Origin of the sequence: Vibrio quintilis (assembly GCF_024529975.1) — a bacterium.
Taxonomy (GTDB): domain Bacteria; phylum Pseudomonadota; class Gammaproteobacteria; order Enterobacterales; family Vibrionaceae; genus Vibrio; species Vibrio quintilis.
Genome location: NZ_AP024898.1, coordinates 1,512,922 through 1,529,790, shown reverse-complemented (window position 1 = coordinate 1,529,790; position 16,869 = coordinate 1,512,922). Strand labels below are relative to the sequence as shown.

Genomic DNA, 16,869 nt, shown 5'->3' with positions numbered 1-16,869 from the left:
AGTCTCCATCAATCATGTCGGCAGACATGATGCGGAGTTCTGTTTCACAATTGAAGTCTGTGGAGTATTAAGCGCTTACACAAAACCCACACCCCCCTGAAAGAGATAGACTTTTTCCCTGCAACCCGCCATACGCCTCAGGTGTACTAGCTCAGACCTGATCTGACAGTTACCCATTTTTTCGGTGCTTTCGTCAGATTAGATTTGAGCTAAATTCTTTTCTGCCCAAATCTTTTTTCCATCCAATAATGTCTCTATCGGTGTCCGCCCACAGCAGACTTTTCCCTGATGAGTTCGAACATTGTTGTAATAATCCAGCCATTCGTCCAGATCTTTTTGCAACTCTTCTAATGAACTGTAGAGCTTTTTCCTGAACGTGACCTGATAAAATTCATTGAGAATCGTTTTGTGGAAACGCTCGCAGATACCGTTTGTCTGAGGATGTCTGGCTTTTGTTTTTGTATGGTCGATATCATTGATAGCCAGATACAGCTGATAATCGTGCTGCTCCACTTTGCCACAGTACTCTGTGCCTCTGTCCGTCAAAATCCTCAGCAGCGGAAGCTGATGGGCTTCAAAGAACGGTAAGACACGATCGTTGAGTAAATCAGCCGATGTGATCGGTGTTTTTGTGGTATAAAGTTTTGCGAAAGCCACTTTGCTGTGAGTATCGACAAAGGTCTGCTGGTAAATCCGGCCAACACCCTTGAGATTACCGACGTAGAATGTGTCCTGTGACCCCAGGTAGCCGGGATGATGCGTCTCGATTTCACCACACACTTCATCATCCTGTTTCTTTTTCTCCAGCGCTGCAACCTGCTCTTCACTTAAAATGATTCCTTCACTGGCGACTTTGGCTTCTAAAGCGGCCAACCGTTTTTTGAAATTCTCCAGATTATTCCGTAGCCAGATCGACCGGACACCACTGCCGGAAACAAAGATTCCTTTCTTACGGAGTTCATTGCTGGTACGCGCCTGACCATGAGCTGGAAATTCGATGGCGTAACTGACGACAGCCTTTTCTGTAGATTCATCAACCCGGTTCTTAATATTGGGTGCTCTGCGGGACTGATTCACTAAGGAATCAATTCCGCCTTGCTCGACAAGCTCCTGATAGCGATAGAACGTGTCCCTGGATACGCCCATAATCTTACATGCCTTGGAAACATTGCCTAATTCTTCCGCCAGATTTAATAAACCCGCTTTGTGTTTGATAATGGGATTGTTAGTATGAAGCATGAGAGTTACCTCTTTTTTGTTTGATTAAAGATTCAGCACCTTTATCAAAACGGGTAACTCTCAACTTTTCAAGAAGATGTGTCAGATTAGGTTGTGACTAATTCACCTCAGGACAGGTTTTTGAGTAGTCGTCTTACGATGAGTTTGTGGAACGGGGTGATCAGAAAGATATAGAGGTAACCAAACCAATTACGACGTTGGACAAAAGTCGACAAACGGACCCGGGTTCCACTGGCTTTTTCCATTGTTTCCACCACGACTCTGAAATTCAGATGCCAATCGTCAAACCCCATCACAGTTGTTTGTTCAGATTGACTCACGATGGGAAAAGCACCTGCCTGCTGTTGATCAACAGATATTTCTCCTGATTTGATACCGATTAAACCCACAATTTTATTTCGAACACCATTTAACGCTTTTATCCACCATGGTGGTTGGGAGCTAAACATCTTTGCGACCGCTGCCGGACTTTTAAGATTTTTTTCCTTTGCGACAATTTCATAACAATCAGCCCAGTTTGCCTGAGGCAAAAAGTGACCAGGCAATGAAACCGGAATTGAGCTTATGATCGTATTGGTGTGATTCATCACTAAGTTACCTCTGTAGCTCTGGCGGACGGTCATGTTGATTTAGATTAGATAGTTATAAAAAATTAAACAACAGGTAATAATTCAACACATTGTTTAATTTTATGAACAATAGAATACCGGGGACATCTTAAATCCCTTGAAGAGGATGTATGGGTGGAAGATTGGTAAGTGATTTTGTTATATTATAACATAACTATAATTGACCAGAGAACCGTCCCTATTTGGATAGGCAGACCGGCCAGGAGCGATGTGGTTTGAGCCTGGGGGATTCGGGATATGACAACTGGCAATCAATCAGCAGAAAGATAAGCATTGGAGTGAGGAAGATGAATCAGAAAAAAACTGCGGTCACGGTGTTGTCCGGGTTTCTCGGTGCGGGCAAAACAACCGTGCTTCACCATATTCTTAATAATCGTGAGGGCAAAAAAGTCGCGGTGATTGTCAACGATATGAGTGAAATAAATATCGATTCAGCGTCGGTGAAAAACGAAGTCTCACTCAACTATCAAGAAGAAAAGCTGGTAGAAATGAGCAATGGCTGTATTTGCTGTACGTTGAGAGAAGATTTGCTGCTGGAAGTGAATCAACTGGCGAAAGAAGGTCGTTTCGATAACCTGGTGATCGAATCGACCGGTATTGCTGAGCCGTTGCCGATCGCAGAGACTTTCACCTTTGCCGATGAAGAAGGCATCTCGCTCTCTGATGTGGCCACCTTAGACACCATGGTTACGGTTGTGGATGCCGTTAATTTTATGCGTGACTACGAAGCGGCGCAGTCGTTGCAGGAAACGGGCGAGCATCTGGGAGAAGACGACGAACGCAGTGTTACGGATCTGCTGATTGAGCAAGTCGAATTTGCTGACGTGATTTTGATGAGTAAAACGGATCTCGCCAGTGCCGATGACGTCGAACGCTTGCACGTCATTTTGAAAACACTCAACACCCAGGCTCGTATTATTCCAATCCAAAACGGTCAAGTGGATATTGCCGATGTACTGGACACCGGGTTGTTCGATTTCGAACGGGCTCAGCAGGCGCCGGGTTGGTTAAAAGAGTTAAGAGGCGAGCATATTCCGGAAACGGAAGAATATGGCATCAGTAGTTTTAGTTATCAGGCGCGCCGGCCTTTCCATCCCGAAAAATTCTACGATTTTCTGCATCATATGACCCGCTTTGGCAAACTGATTCGCTCGAAAGGATACTTTTGGCTGGCCTCCCGTCCTGAGTGCGTGGGGCAATGGAACCAGGCCGGTGGGATTGCAGACTATGGGTTTGCGGGTATGTTCTGGAAAGCGGTACCGAAAGCAGAGTGGCCAACCGATCCGGAGAACTTATCGGCGATTGAGGCGCTTTGGGTGGAGCCCTTTGGTGATATGCGTCAGGAACTGGTGTTTATTGGTCAGGGGCTGGATCAGGTCGCCATGACGAAAGCACTGGATGAATGTCTGCTCAATGAAGAAGCGTTATTGGCCGGAGAAGCGTTTTGGCAGACATTACCCGATCCATTTCCAGCCTGGGAGATGGATGAATGAATCTTGATATGACCGTCAGCCCTGCGCCAGTGAGAAAGCGTTTACCACCGTCAATCGCCGGTCAGCCGGAGATCTTGACAACGATTTATCAGCCAGAGCACAACATTGCAATCTGGCAACGGACACTGGCCCCGGAAGTGATGCGGGGTATCACTGAGATGCTTCAGGAAGCCAACTCATTGGCTTTGGTTCAAACGGTGACGCCAGATGATGTTGCACAATGGGTGCAGGAGAAGTTATCTGACTATGCTTGTGCCACTGCGCTGAGTGAAGATATTGCGCTGATCGTGGATATGTTCTGCTGCCTGTTTGATTTGAAAGAGGCGGGCCTGCGGCTCACGATGTTAGATAACCCCATGTGCCCGAAATTTCATGTAGACCGGGTGCCGTGTCGATTGGTGACAACTTATGTGGGAGCAGCGACTCAGTGGCTGGAAAATGAGAAGATTGACCGGCGTAAACTGGGTGCTGGCAGCCTGGGTCAGCCGGATCATCTTTCGGGGTTATTTCAACATGACCAGGCGATAAAACAGATGCAGCCCGGCGATGTGGCTTTATTGAAAGGCAGTGGTTGGGAAGGCAACGAAAATCTGGGGCTCGTACACCGTTCGCCAGAAATCACATCGCGTGAGCGACGGTTGTTACTCACATTGGATTTTGTCTAGTAAAACGAGGACAGGCACCCTAAAACGAGGACAGGCACCCCAACGGAGATCACAAAACCAATGGTCCTTTCACAGAGAAAACGATCACTATTAATCATTCAGTGGCTTGTTTTCGGGCTGATAACAATGCATGTGAGAAGGCGTTGGGTTCAGAAAACCCGATTTGGGTATAGATGTGGGTGCAGTGGCGCAGGGGTTAATGCACAATCCCGTAAAGTCGCTGTCGATTGAGGCTCGTTGACCGGCACCTTGCTGCATGAGAATACCTGCAAGCCTCGGTGCGATGGTGGCACCCGTACGCCAGGCACTAATCACAAACCCCGAACCCGCAGGCTGGTGCGGCAATCAACCAGGCCTCAACGAGATGTCTGTTGTGGCTTGGCTGGAATGACTTATGCTGATTTGCTGGCTCGCTGACGTTGCCAGCGTTGCCAGTTCACCCGCACAGGATACCAAATTTGCCCGGGCACATGTCGGGGCAGTCGAATGGTGGTGCCATAGTCTGCGGGCCAATGTTCAACTGGCATATGATAGGTGCCGAACAGGCGGTCAAAGATCACGGTATGAGCACCATAGTTGGTATCAATCGCGGGTTTTTCTGAGCTATGGTGCCAATGATGAAACTGAGGCGTGACGAAAAGATACTTGAGCGGACCAAATGGGATCGAGGTGTTGCAATGAATCAGGACCGCTTGCAGCGCGGCAAACGTGACATAAATATTGAGTGCTGCGGTGTCTGCGCCAAGCAAATACAATGGGACCATTGAGACAGTCGAGACATTCATCCGGAGGAAGGAAGATCAATCAACAACGACTTCACGGGACTGCGCTTTAATTTCAGTATCAGCGTATCTTCGCGGATCTTCTGAAAATCAGTGAAGGCTATTGTTCAACAAAGTGGCTCATTTCATTCACTAAAAAGTTAAACAGGACTCTGACTCTTTGGGTTGTTCTCAGATCTTCATGCATAATGAGATAGACTGGCATGGGTATTTCGATATCACGTTCCAGAACCCGGCTTAAATCCGGCTCTTTTTTGGCCAGTTGTATTTGCATGGCACCGATTCCCAGCCCCTGCCGGAGTAGTTGTAACTGCGCTATCTGGTTATCGACTCTGAAAAACAGATCGTTTCTGCTGATGTTGAGCTGGCTCGATTTAAGTAGCTCTAAAAATGCGTAATCTTCATCCGGCCCGATCGTTTTATGTGTTTTGAGTTCATTCATGTGTTTGGGTGTTCCATATTGTTTCAGATAGTCTTTGTGTCCGTACAACCCAACCGGACTGATACCAATATACTTTGCAATCAAAGCGTCTTGTTTTGGCTGGCTCATCCGTATCGCCAAATCAGCCTCACGCTTTAATAGATTTTCGGATTGATTGGAGATTGACAGTTCTACTTTGATCTGGGGGTGTTGAAGGTGAAATTTTTTTAGTAACGGGGGCAGGATTTCTATTCCCACAATCTCGCTTACCGCCAGTCTTACTGTGCCGGTATGACTCTGATTCTCGCCGGATATTTTTCTTATCAGTGCCTGATAGGAGCCCGCCATTGCCTGAGCTTCAGGAAATAGATTCAACGCTTCTTCCGTAGGCTTAAGCCCTTCTCTGGAGCGGGTGAATAACGCTATTCCTAACTCGTCTTCGAGTGTTTCAATATGCCGGCCTATTGTTGGCTGAGTACTGCGCAACGCTCGTGCTGCCGCCGACAGAGAGCCTTCCCTGATGACGAAGACGAATGATTTTAATAGGTTCCAGTCGATTTTATCTATATTCATTTATGTATAGATCCTATAAGGAATTAGCCAATTTATATTCAATTATAAACTATATAAGATCTGGTTATTGAATGACAGAAGGCAGAGGGGCGGTGATGATATCGAAGGTAATCGAAGTGGCAGAAGACCATCTTTCGAATGAGAAGAACGTTTCAGTTGTTCCGGCATTTTTTCAACGATGTCTGGAAACGACGATTTTTATCGATGAGGTACCGGAGGCGGTCTATGCCCGGATAAGTCATCTGAAGTCTTACTGTCAGTGGAGTCCACTGATCAGATCAATAGACGGTGATCTTAAGCCGGGCTGCCGGCTAAACATTAAGATTGAGTTAAAAGAGGTCGGTACGATGAAAATAAGGCCAACAGTAGTCAATCTGGAGCGGAACAGAGAGCTTCGCTGGATTGGTCATCTATGGTTTAAAGGACTTTTTGATGGTGAGCACTATTTTACTTTGGAAGAAGATAAAAACGGACAGACAAAACTTTACCACGGTGAAAAATTCAGCGGTCTGTTGGTGCCGTTACTGTGGCGCATCATCAGAAAAGGCACGATAGAAAGTTTCCTTGCCCACAATGTTGCGCTTAAACAACTGGTTGAAATGAAGGGTTAGAGATGATGAGATGGACACTATTCATACTTGTTTTTGTGCCGGGGGCGGAACTGCTTGCGAAAACGTATATCGAGACTGACCCATTTTCTTTTGCATTAAACGGTCATTCTGTCCATATGGGTGTTGAAGACCATGGATTCCGTTTTCAGGTGGGTACTTTTGCGGCCGGGTATCCTGATCTGTACAAAGATAATGATAGCTTTAATGTTGAACAGAAAGGGTATGGTGTAAAGCTGGATTACTACGGTGCTCATCCTGAGGGAGCATTTATTGGTTTGGAGTATGGACGAACATCTATTCGATATTCATTAAAATCAGGTTCTCAGACAACAAAAAAAGACGCCGGGTTATTTGGTTTTCGTATCGGTTATAAATGGATGCTGGGTAAGCGGTTTTATGTGACGCCCTGGGTCGGTATCGACAGAAACCTGTCAGATGCAACTGATGTGAATATCAATGGTCAGGTTTATAAGGCAAGTCAGTGGATGCTGTTTCCGACGATTCACATTGGCATGGAACTATAAACGGGTGGGTAAGCCGTTCAGGAGAGTCACTTTTTCTTAAACATACTCCACAAGGATAGTGCCCACAAGGGGAGGGACAGTCGGTTGCATTCAGAATTGGATCAGGTATTTTGCGCGCCTGCCTTTATCGGTTTCTTAAAACGAGGACAGGCTAAAACGAGGACAGGCACTGAGGGATCCCCACAAAATTATTCTCTAATCACCTGAGACTCAGTGACTTTTTCTCGTAATATGAGGATGGCTAAATGCCAGTCATCGAGAGAGAGATCTGCGTTGCCATGACGATAAAAATGAAGACCTAATGTCACATGACTAAGCACTCTCCGATCTTTGACTGTGTTGGCTTGATAGTGTCTATGAAGCCCTTGTTCTTCCATCATAATACCAAATAATATCAGTATGTTATGCGCTAGTGTTCCAATCAAAACGATCACACTCAGACGCGAGTGACTCTTTGTTCGGTGCTGTTCCATCCCCATACCAAACTGACTGGATTTATGGTCTCTGAACGCTTCTTCTATCTGCATTCTCTGATGGTAAATTTGAACAATCTGAGCGGGTGACTTTTTTGATAAATTTAATGAGGCTGCAAGGAGCCACGGCTCCCTGGCCCGACGGGCATTCTTCTTACTGTAGTTTGACTGCTTTCTTTTTCCACCAGCGGTTTTGGCGATCCGGCCTTTGGGTCGTTCTTTATATAAAACCAGCTGAAGCGGATAAGGGGATGTTCCTCCCATGAACCAGTTTTTCAGCCCACGAGCGGATGAGGTTGCACAAGGATACAGGGTTTTACAAAGCTGCATCGTCTTGCCATCCGGACTCAGGCAAATCCGTCCACGAATACGACCGACAAAGTCCCATCCTAAAGCCTGAACGCTCTTGAACCACGGACGTTTGAAGCCGGCATCAGTTACAATGATGGGGCAAGTATTTTTGGGCAAAAGGAGCTTGAGCGTTTTCAGAAAAAGGTCATGAGTCGCTGGTTTCTCTTTCGTCTCCAGTGGATGAACTTCTTCATAGAGTGTGAGTGCCCGTCCCTGAAAAGAGATGGACGCCCGGATAAGGAAAAGGGTTTTACTCAGGTTTAAGTCAGACCAGTCAACATGGATGGTTGGTCGTGAATTTTTGGAAACAATGAGTGTGCAAATTCGCTGATAAATCAAGGGGATTTGAGCCCAAAGGTGTGGATTGGAACAGAGTCGGTCAGCCCGTTTAATATTATGTTTTTGATGGGCTTTTGACTGAATCCCCCGCCCCATAGAAGTCACGGTCAAGGCGTTCCCAGACATGGCACTTTGTACGCAGGCAGTGAGTGATTGAGTACGGGTTTGATGCCCCCCTTGAGAGACAGAAGTAACAAATTGAGATATGATTTGGTCGACATTCATGGCTGTGGTCTGGTTTGTTGTGGTGACAATTAAGATCACAAAAAGCCATGAATGTTCCTGCCAACCTGATTTATTTGAACATTTTTTTAAAATTTGTGGGGATACCTCAGGGACAGGCACTCCAACGTAAAACGAGGACAGGCACTCCAACGGAGATCCCCCTGAGAGGACAGGCACCGCAACAAAGATCCAAAAACCAATGGTCTTTCATACAGAAAACGATCACTTTTAATCATTCAGTGGTTGGTGTTCGGGTTTGAATTAATCGTAAAGTTGCATATTAGAAGGCGTTGAGTTCAGAAAACCCGATTTTGATAGATGTAGGTGCAGTGGCGCAGGGGTTAAAGCACCATCCCGTATAGTCGCTGTCGGTTGAGGCTGGTTTTTACCATTTGCAGCTGTTCCGGTGGCCCAATCCACAGGCATCGTTTTCGTTCCAGATGGGTACATAGTTTCAGGTACTCGGTTTGGCTGAGTGAAAGCCGTGAAAGAATTGTGGGCTGACGTGCATCAATCGCGCCGCGTTTATCTTCCCGGATTTGTCGCCCGACGTAATCCACCCAATCCAGATAATCCATCAGTCGGAATGGAATCCCAGCGGGTTTGTCCTGATGTTCATAACCAATAAAAGGAAACAACCCGACAGGCGTGGGCTGATGGTTTGTCAAACTATCAAGCCGCTTTTTAACCGACGTGTGCTCAGAGGTTTCAGGGGTTGGGTTCACTTTGGCCCGAACAGGGTTAAGGTCCACATAGGTCATGGCGGCCAGCAGTGCTTTTTCATCGAGTAGTGCCTGTGATTTAAACCGTCCTTCCCAGAAGTGCCCGGTACAGTCATCTTCTTTATTTGCCTGTCTGGCAATCTCAACATTCAGCTCTTTCATCAGCCAACTGAGGGAATAAAGTCGCTGACGCCAGCATTCAATCATAGTGTCACATCGTCGGGTTTCTGCGGGGGTTAATGTCTTACGCAAATAACGTTGTATTATCGGTGGAAGCAGATGTTCAGCTTCCCAGCGTTCAATGACTTCGATGTTGGTGAGCTGTTCTGCTTTCTCCCGGTTGAGATGCACGACCAGATGATAATGATTGTGCATCACGGCATACGCGCAGATATCAATACAGTAGACCTGGCTGAGCTCAAGAATGCGGTTTTCAACCCACTGACGACGATGCTCATAAGACTTCCCGGAAACTTCATCTTCCCCGCAGAGGAAAGAATGACGGACACAGCGGGAGACGCAGTGGTAGTAAGGTGTGATATCAAGTGAGACTTTCTGTGATCTGGGTGTGGTCATGATGTTGTGATTTAATGACAGATGATTTGATTATGTTCGCTGGGGGAAAGAGTTAAAGGGGCAATCATGATTTATGCGACTGATGAAATAGAGTCATGAAATCATTGTGTTGAGTGAGTATGATGGTTGGTGGTGTTTCTTAGGGGGCATGTCCCTTCACATCCCCACAGCGAAAAGGACAAAAATATTATGTATAAAGTCGGCATTATTTTGTTTGATGATTTCACAGATGTAGATTTCTTTCTTATGTACGATTTGCTTGGTCGAACAACTGATAGTTGGACAGTTAGCATACTTGGAACTAAATCTGAACATAACTCCCACCTTGGTATGAAAGTTAAAACGGACGGACATATTTCAGAGGTGACGAATCAAGATGTCGTTCTTATTACCAGTGGTAAACGTGGTATTCCGGCAGCTATGAAAGATGCTGAATTTATGTCAGCGTTGAATCTTGATCCAAATCAGCAGCTAATTGGTTCGATTTGTGCGGGGTCATTCATCCTTCATGAGCTGGGTTTACTACAAGGTAAGCCATTAACAACAAATCCAGATGCTAAGCCTGCTCTGCAAAGTATGGGAGGAAATGTTCAAGACCTGCCTCTCGTGATAGAAGGCAACGTAGCCACTGCCGGAGGTTGTCTTTCACTGATTTATCTCATTGGTTGGCTGGCAGAACGGCTATTTGACTCAAACAAACGAAAAATTATACAAAATCAATTGATACCAGCGGGACAGTTAGAGTTGTTTGAAGAGCTTATTGCCGCAACGATTCAATCAGCAGAGTTGGCAAATTCGCATAACAAGGAACCAGCGTTTCATCGAACTACGACATAAAAGGCTTTATTGCAGCTAAAGTCCTGGTCTCACTTTACCCTAATTTGAGAAATAAATTACAGGGACACACACCGTAACGGTTTTGTTTGTTTTTGCTGTGTTCCTGATATTGCTGGCGAACTTGCTTGCAGACATCAATGCCATTTTGTCCGGGAGCATCACATCAAGAATCACAAGATCGGGTTGTTGCTCCAGGATTGCAGGCACCGCATCTATACCATTTTGAATCAGAGAGATCGTGAAGTGATGTGTGAAATATTCCTTCATCAACCGGGCAAGTTCGATGTCATCTTCGGCTAACATGATGTGTTTTTTGTCGACAAAATGATGATCGGATGGATGGTTATTGCATGACGGTTTCAATGTACTTGACCCTATGATAGACAATGAATCAAGCCATTATCATACGCGATAAACAGTGAAAGGATGTGACGAATTGTGACAAAACAGATTCTTTGGATTCTGTGTGGAGACACACACTCCAAATCCGCTTACCCCGGAAAGAAATAGATTTTTTCTCTGCCACACCGAAGCCGTTATTGCCCTGACTCCACCCGAAAATAAGCAATAAACCATAAACCATAAACCATTGCAGCCGCATGTATCAGAGAAACGCTCTTTTCACGAGGAAGCCGGAGATCTGACATTGTGTTTTGTGCAGTGCGTGCCGGATGTGGGGTGACTATGAATTTTTTTCATGTTTCATGTGAGTGAAATGAATTTTTACTCATGAGGGGATTCAAGTATAAACAAGTCTACGCTCTTGGTTATTGACGTAACCCTGAATGATATCGTCAGGCTTGACTGTATTTTTTGATGCAAATCAACAAAGGCATTGAGAGCTATAAAATTAAGTCAGGGGGCAGGGAAGAGCCAGAAATAGGTTCAGGGTTTATCTCAGAAAATGGAATACCAGATAATGAAGAATAAAGATTTTACATTGACGATTAACAGCCTCTGTTTCGATGAGAATTATCATCCTTCAGACAATACGCGGATCACCACCAATTTTGCGAATTTAGCGAGAGGGGAAAGACGCCGTGAGAATTTGCGGGACGCTTTAAATATGATTGATAATCGCTTTAATGCGTTGGCACATTGGGATAACCCGACAGGCGATCGTTATTCTGTTGAACTGGAAATCATTTCTGTTGATATCGATATTGAGGACAACGGGCAGACTTTCCCGACGATTGAAATATTAAAAACCCATATGATTGATCACAAAACCGGCCAACGGATTGAAGGGATTGTCGGGAATAATTTTTCCTCTTATGTGCGGGATTATGATTTCAGTGTATTGCTGCTGGATCACAATAAAGACCAGCCGCAATTCAGTGTCCCGGAAGATTTTGGTGACCTGCATGGCAAGCTATTCAAATATTTCGTCAATTCAGAAGATTATAAACAGAATTTTGCGAAACCGCCGGTCATCTGCCTGAGTGTTTCGGAGAACAAAACTTATCTCCGGACTGAAAATCAGCACCCGATTCTGGGGGTTGAATACCAGCCCAATGAATCTTCCCTGACAGAGAAATACTTCGGAAAAATGGGGCTTCAGGTGCGCTATTTTATGCCGCCGGATAGTGTTGCACCTTTGGCTTTCTACTTTGTGGGTGATCTGCTCAATGATTACACCAGCCTTGAGCTGATTAGCACTATCAGCACGATGGAAACCTTCCAGAAGATTTACCGGCCGGAAATTTATAATGCCAACTCGGTCGCAGGAAAATGTTACCAGCCCAATTTAAAGCATCAGGATCATTCTTTAACCCAGATTGAGTATGATCGGCAGGAGCGGAGCCAGCTGGCGGTTGAACAGGGCAAATATACGCTGGAGCATTTCATCAAACCTTACCAAACGATTCTTGAGCAGTGGTCTGCCAGTTACGTTTAATCACTCATATAAAGGCAATGCATTGAATATGAAAACATTATTACCCACTTCAACTGCGGGCAGTTTGCCCAAACCATCCTGGCTTGCACAACCGGAGACACTTTGGTCGCCCTGGAAACTGCAGGATGAGGAATTGCTGGCCGGTAAACAAGATGCTTTGCGGGTGGCGTTACACGAGCAGCAACTGGCCGGGATTGATATCGTCAGTGATGGCGAGCAGACCCGCCAGCATTTTGTCACCACGTTTATTGAACACCTCAGTGGGGTTGATTTTGAGAATCGCCAGACGGTTAAAATCCGTGACCGCTACGATGCTAGCGTACCGACAGTGGTGGGTGCTGTCAGTCGCCAGAAGCCGGTTTTTGTTGAAGATGCAAAATTTTTACGTCAGCAAACCAAACAACCGATTAAATGGGCGTTGCCCGGCCCGATGACGATGATCGACACCCTCTATGATGCCCATTATCAAAGCCGTGAAAAACTTGCCTGGGAATTTGCCGGCATTCTGAATCAGGAAGCCAGAGAACTGGAAGCGGCCGGTGTGGATATTATCCAGTTTGATGAGCCTGCATTTAATGTGTTTTTTGATGAAGTCAACGATTGGGGAATTGCCACTTTAGAAAGAGCCATTGAAGGGCTGAAATGCGAAACTGCGGTGCATATTTGCTACGGCTACGGCATTAAAGCCAATACCGACTGGAAAAAGACTTTAGGTTCCGAGTGGCGGCAATATGAAGCCGTGTTTCCGAAACTGCAACAGTCGGGAATCGATATCATTTCACTCGAATGCCATAACTCCCGGGTGCCAATGGAGCTGCTGGAACTCATCCGGGGCAAGAAAGTCATGGTCGGGGCGATTGATGTCGCAACCCATACCATCGAGACTCCGGAGGAAGTGGCCGAAACTCTGCGAAAAGCCCTGCAGTATGTCGATGCCGACAAGCTCTATCCCTGTACCAACTGCGGTATGGCGCCTTTACCCCGGGAGGTGGCAAGCGCCAAGCTCAATGCATTAAGTGCTGGTGCTGAGATTGTCAGAAACGAACTGTTGAGCCGGTCGTCAGGTTGATTCATTCAGATGCATATTTTTGAGCATCATCAATCACGATGATGTTCAAGACTGAGCAAAAACAGTGCACTCTCTTCCCGAATGGCAGCTTTCTTGTCGTCATTCATCCGGTGATAGGTGCTGTACATCATTCCCAGACGGGGATTAGTGCTGAGTTTATCCCGGTTTCTGGCCAGAAAATCCCAGTATAAATAGTGAAACGGGCAGGCATCCGGGCCCGATTTACGGGTTACTTGATACCGGCAGTTTTTGCAATAGTCAGACATTTTATGAATGTAGCTGCCACCGGCGGCGTAGGGTTTACTTGCCAGATAGCCGCCATCGGCAAACAGGATCATGCCAGACACATTGGGCAGTTCGACCCATTCAAACGCATCGGCATAAACGGCTAAAAACCACTCATTGACCTGCTTCGGGTCAATGCCGGTGAGCAGAGCAAAGTTGCCGAGCACCATCAGGCGCTGAATATGATGGGCATAGGCATTGTTGCTGGTTTCCTGTATACACTGACGCAGGCAGTTCATTTTTGTGTCTCCATGCCAGTAGAAATCAGGTAAATCACGGCTCGCTTCAAAGTAATTGAGACTGGCATACTCAGGCATATTGAGCCAGTAGATGCCTCTGACGTATTCCCGCCAGCCGATAATCTGACGGATAAATCCTTCCACGGCATTCAAGGGTGCTTTTCCCTGCGTGTAAGCGTCTTCTGCGGCTTTGACACATTCCAGCGGTAACAACAAACCCACGTTGAGGTAAAAACTGAGATGTGAATGGAACATCCAGGGTTCACCTTCGAGCATCGCGTCCTGATAATCGCCGAAGCAAACCAGCCGCTGTTGAATAAATTGCTCTAATACAGTCAGTGCCTGTTTGCGGGTCACCGCGAAACAGAAAGGTTCCAGCCGGCCAAAGTGAGATGAAAAATGCTGAGAGACAAGCTGCATCACTTCTGTGGTGATTTCATCGGGTGGAAAGGTGCTGTTCGCCGGGATTTGCAAGCCGGTTTTGGGCGGCTTCCGATTGTCTGCATCATAATTCCATTTGCCGCCAACCGGCGCACCATCAGCCATTAAAATGTCGTATTGCTGGCGCATTTCGCGGTAAAAGTATTCCATTCGCAGCTGTTTGCGGCGGCCAGCCCAGTGTGCAAATGCTTCCGGCGTGCATAAAAACCGCTGATCCGGGCGAATTTCCACCGGAATTCCCAGTACTGATGACCAGGTCCGGACTTCCTGCAACACCCGGTATTCTCCGGGGTGAGTGAGCACAATTTGCGCCGGATTGTATTTTGCGGCACAGCGTTTGACTTCACCACGAAAACTGCCGGTGTTGTCTGGATCATCCAGCCTGACATAGATGACCCGGTAGCCCTGTCCGGAAAGAGACTGCGCAAAATGTCGCATGGCTGAAAAAAGAAAAGCAATCTTCTTCTGATGATGTTTCACATGAGTGGCTTCCTCACGGACTTCACACATCAGAATGATATCGTCAGCGTGGTTGCATCCTTCAAGGCTGGAGACGGACTCAGATAACTGATCGGCGAAAATAAGACGTAATGTGTTCAAGGCTGAATTTCCTTTCCATCCCACGCAAAACAGCGACCGCTTTGAGCGGGTGTCAGATGATTGATGACGGCCAGCAGATACCGGGCTGAATCGGCGGGGGTAAATAACTGGCTTTCAGGAACATTGCCCTGAAAGGGCTGCGATAAATGGCTGTCCACCGTGCCGGGATGAAGCCCGGCGACAATTGCCTGTTTATTCAGCCTGCCGGTCTCAATCGCGGCATTTTTAATGATCATATTTAATGCGGCTTTTGAAGCCCGGTAGGCATACCAGCCGCCCAGCCGGTTATCAGAAATACTGCCGACACGCGCAGAAAGGACGGCAAACACTGAGCGTTCTTTCCTGTTCATACACGGCAGAAAATGTTTTGCAAACAGAGCGGGTACAATCGTATTCGCCTCAAAAACAGCGTTCAGCTTTGCAGCGGTCATCTCTTTCAGTGATTTTTCAGGCAGCAGGTTTTCACAATGCAACAGACCTGTCGCGACCAGCATCAAATCCACCGGTGCATCTTGTGTGGCGACCTGCGCCGCAGCTTCAATGCTGCTCTCATCAATATAGTCAATCTGATGAGTCTTTACACAGGCAAGCTCCGGGGCGGTTTCCTGCCGGGAAAAAGCATGAATGGTGGCATCGGGATAAACCGCAGCGACCTGCCTGATAAACGCACTTCCAATCGCGCCGGAGCTGCCAGTGATGACAATGTTTTTATATGCTATGTTTTTAAATAAACTGTTCATATCTGTACGGTTTTTATATGTCATCATATCAGCCGATAACCAGCCTGATTAGCCAGGCGAATGCCGACAGGGCAGCCACGCTGCCAATCCAGAGAGCAATCAGCCAAAGCCACTGTTTGATTTGAGTGCGCATTAGTGATAACCCTCCCCATGTTTGAGTCTTCCCCTGAAGACCCAGTAAGCGTAGGCGCTGTAGCCGATAATCGTCGGCAGCAGAACGACGGTTCCTGCCAGCAGGAACATCAGGCTGTTTTCCGGTGCAGCGGCCTGCGTGTAAGTGAGAGAGTAAGGGATAATGTAAGGATAAGTGCTGATGGCAAATCCTGCCGCAGAGATCAGAAATAATCCGATACCATACAGATAAGCATGGAATCCCCGGTGTTCCTGCAATGCTTTGAACAGTCGCCAGATGATCAGGATGGCCCCAACCGGGACAGACAGGTAAATCAGCGTGTCAGGCAGGTTCAGCCAGCGGTTGTAAATCATGTCGTTTGTCACAGGCAGCCACAGGCTGATCAGTGCGATACAGAGTACCATCCCCGCTCCCCAGCGTTTAGACACCATTTCATAACGGGCAGCCATTTCTTTGGGTAACTTCATCATCAGCCAGCAGCCTCCGAGCAACGTATACGCACAGGTTGTACTCAACCCACAGAGCAAGGTAAATGGGGTCAGCCAGTCAAACCATCCGCCTGAATAGGCCCGTCCTTCGATGTCGATGCCCTGAAGCAGAGCGCCTAACATGATGCCCTGCATCACGGTGGCGAGCAGAGAACCGGTGAAAAAAGCGGCATCCCAGATGAATTTTCCTTTTCTGGTTTTAAACCGGTATTCAAACGAAACCCCTCTGAGCACCAGCCCGAGCAGCATGATGATCAAGGGTGCATACAATGCCGGAGCGACGACTGCATAAGCCAGCGGGAATACAGCAAACAAGCCACCGCCGCCCAGCACCAGCCAGGTTTCATTGCCGTCCCATACCGGGGCGATGCTGTTCATCATCATGTCCCGCTCGGTTTCCCCGGAGGCAGAGGGAAACAGAATACCAATGCCTAAATCGAAGCCATCAAGCACCACGTAAATCAAGACTGCCAGCCCGATGATGCCATACCAAATCAATGCAATGTCCATGAATGTC

General features: G+C 46.9%; 18 protein-coding genes. 7 read left to right on the top strand and 11 right to left on the bottom strand.

What is annotated here, in order from left to right; translation table 11 throughout:
- Positions 1 to 198: 198 nt before the first annotated feature.
- Both OC443_RS25380 and OC443_RS25375 read right to left on the bottom strand, forming a co-directional pair.
- Positions 199 to 1,239 (bottom strand): IS481 family transposase, encoded by a 1,041-nt coding sequence (locus tag OC443_RS25380; protein WP_073584295.1) that lies wholly within the window; start codon positions 1,237 to 1,239, stop codon positions 199 to 201.
- A gap of 107 nt (positions 1,240 to 1,346) precedes the next feature.
- The gene (locus tag OC443_RS25375) at positions 1,347 to 1,826 is read right to left on the bottom strand and encodes a DUF2867 domain-containing protein (protein WP_073586582.1); all 480 of its coding nucleotides are present in this window, start codon (positions 1,824 to 1,826) and stop codon (positions 1,347 to 1,349) included.
- A gap of 329 nt (positions 1,827 to 2,155) precedes the next feature.
- On the opposite strand from OC443_RS25375, the gene zigA reads away from it, so the two are divergent.
- Both zigA and OC443_RS25365 read left to right on the top strand, forming a co-directional pair.
- A complete protein-coding gene (gene zigA, locus OC443_RS25370) occupies positions 2,156 to 3,361 on the top strand; it encodes a zinc metallochaperone GTPase ZigA (RefSeq protein WP_073586581.1) in 1,206 nt (401 codons plus the stop codon).
- Positions 3,358 to 4,026, top strand: a complete 669-nt coding sequence (locus OC443_RS25365) for a DUF1826 domain-containing protein (RefSeq protein WP_073586580.1) — start codon at positions 3,358 to 3,360, stop codon at positions 4,024 to 4,026. The genes zigA and OC443_RS25365 overlap by 4 nt, the downstream gene beginning before the upstream one ends.
- Positions 4,027 to 4,418: 392 nt before the next feature.
- On the opposite strand, the gene OC443_RS25360 is transcribed toward OC443_RS25365, so the two are convergent.
- Both OC443_RS25360 and OC443_RS25355 read right to left on the bottom strand, forming a co-directional pair.
- The gene (locus OC443_RS25360; RefSeq protein ID WP_262021793.1) at positions 4,419 to 4,790 is read right to left on the bottom strand and encodes a sterol desaturase family protein; all 372 of its coding nucleotides are present in this window, start codon (positions 4,788 to 4,790) and stop codon (positions 4,419 to 4,421) included.
- A 118-nt stretch (positions 4,791 to 4,908) separates the two neighbouring features.
- Positions 4,909 to 5,802: a LysR family transcriptional regulator gene (locus OC443_RS25355; protein ID WP_073586579.1), complete on the bottom strand. Its 894-nt coding sequence runs from the start codon at positions 5,800 to 5,802 to the stop codon at positions 4,909 to 4,911.
- A 95-nt stretch (positions 5,803 to 5,897) separates the two neighbouring features.
- Between OC443_RS25355 and OC443_RS25350 the strand changes: the two genes are divergently transcribed.
- On the top strand, positions 5,898 to 6,413 hold the full coding sequence (locus OC443_RS25350) for an SRPBCC domain-containing protein (RefSeq protein WP_143169470.1): 516 nt from the start codon (positions 5,898 to 5,900) through the stop codon (positions 6,411 to 6,413).
- A gap of 2 nt (positions 6,414 to 6,415) precedes the next feature.
- Entirely contained in the window at positions 6,416 to 6,937 is a 522-nt protein-coding gene (locus tag OC443_RS25345; protein WP_073586578.1) for a hypothetical protein, read from the top strand.
- Positions 6,938 to 7,125: 188 nt separating this feature from the next.
- Here the strand turns inward: OC443_RS25345 and OC443_RS25340 are convergent, their stop codons facing one another.
- Together OC443_RS25340 and OC443_RS25335 are read right to left on the bottom strand one after the other, a co-directional pair.
- Positions 7,126 to 8,364 carry an IS4 family transposase gene (locus OC443_RS25340; RefSeq protein ID WP_143169471.1) on the bottom strand — a complete coding sequence of 413 codons (1,239 nt, stop codon included), beginning with the start codon at positions 8,362 to 8,364 and terminating at the stop codon, positions 7,126 to 7,128.
- 302 nt (positions 8,365 to 8,666) lie between these two features.
- Positions 8,667 to 9,623, bottom strand: a complete 957-nt coding sequence (locus OC443_RS25335) for a transposase (protein ID WP_073584980.1) — start codon at positions 9,621 to 9,623, stop codon at positions 8,667 to 8,669.
- Positions 9,624 to 9,812: 189 nt separating this feature from the next.
- Here OC443_RS25335 and OC443_RS25330 point away from each other — a divergent pair, with 189 nt between their 5' ends.
- Positions 9,813 to 10,460, top strand: a complete 648-nt coding sequence (locus OC443_RS25330; RefSeq protein ID WP_073584978.1) for a DJ-1/PfpI family protein — start codon at positions 9,813 to 9,815, stop codon at positions 10,458 to 10,460.
- A gap of 39 nt (positions 10,461 to 10,499) precedes the next feature.
- Here OC443_RS25330 and OC443_RS25325 read toward each other — a convergent pair whose 3' ends face one another.
- Positions 10,500 to 10,823, bottom strand: coding sequence for a response regulator (locus OC443_RS25325; RefSeq protein WP_073584976.1), 324 nt, complete (start codon positions 10,821 to 10,823; stop codon positions 10,500 to 10,502).
- Positions 10,824 to 11,379: 556 nt separating this feature from the next.
- Here OC443_RS25325 and OC443_RS25320 point away from each other — a divergent pair.
- Together OC443_RS25320 and OC443_RS25315 are read left to right on the top strand one after the other, a co-directional pair.
- The gene (locus OC443_RS25320; RefSeq protein WP_200796959.1) at positions 11,380 to 12,357 is read left to right on the top strand and encodes a DUF1852 domain-containing protein; all 978 of its coding nucleotides are present in this window, start codon (positions 11,380 to 11,382) and stop codon (positions 12,355 to 12,357) included.
- A 28-nt stretch (positions 12,358 to 12,385) separates the two neighbouring features.
- Positions 12,386 to 13,426, top strand: coding sequence for a methionine synthase (locus tag OC443_RS25315; protein ID WP_073584972.1), 1,041 nt, complete (start codon positions 12,386 to 12,388; stop codon positions 13,424 to 13,426).
- 29 nt (positions 13,427 to 13,455) lie between these two features.
- On the opposite strand, the gene OC443_RS25310 is transcribed toward OC443_RS25315, so the two are convergent.
- From OC443_RS25310 to cydB, 4 genes are read right to left on the bottom strand one after another with little or no spacing between them, the layout of a single operon-like run.
- The gene (locus OC443_RS25310) at positions 13,456 to 14,991 is read right to left on the bottom strand and encodes a cryptochrome/photolyase family protein (RefSeq protein ID WP_073584970.1); all 1,536 of its coding nucleotides are present in this window, start codon (positions 14,989 to 14,991) and stop codon (positions 13,456 to 13,458) included.
- Positions 14,988 to 15,758 (bottom strand): SDR family NAD(P)-dependent oxidoreductase, encoded by a 771-nt coding sequence (locus tag OC443_RS25305; RefSeq protein WP_083601700.1) that lies wholly within the window; start codon positions 15,756 to 15,758, stop codon positions 14,988 to 14,990. Before OC443_RS25305 ends, OC443_RS25310 begins: the two co-directional genes overlap by 4 nt.
- 1 nt (position 15,759) lies before the next feature.
- Positions 15,760 to 15,864 (bottom strand): DUF2474 family protein, encoded by a 105-nt coding sequence (locus OC443_RS25300; RefSeq protein WP_073584968.1) that lies wholly within the window; start codon positions 15,862 to 15,864, stop codon positions 15,760 to 15,762.
- Positions 15,864 to 16,862, bottom strand: coding sequence for a cytochrome d ubiquinol oxidase subunit II (gene cydB, locus OC443_RS25295; RefSeq protein WP_073584966.1), 999 nt, complete (start codon positions 16,860 to 16,862; stop codon positions 15,864 to 15,866). Before cydB ends, OC443_RS25300 begins: the two co-directional genes overlap by 1 nt.
- Positions 16,863 to 16,869: the final 7 nt, after the last annotated feature.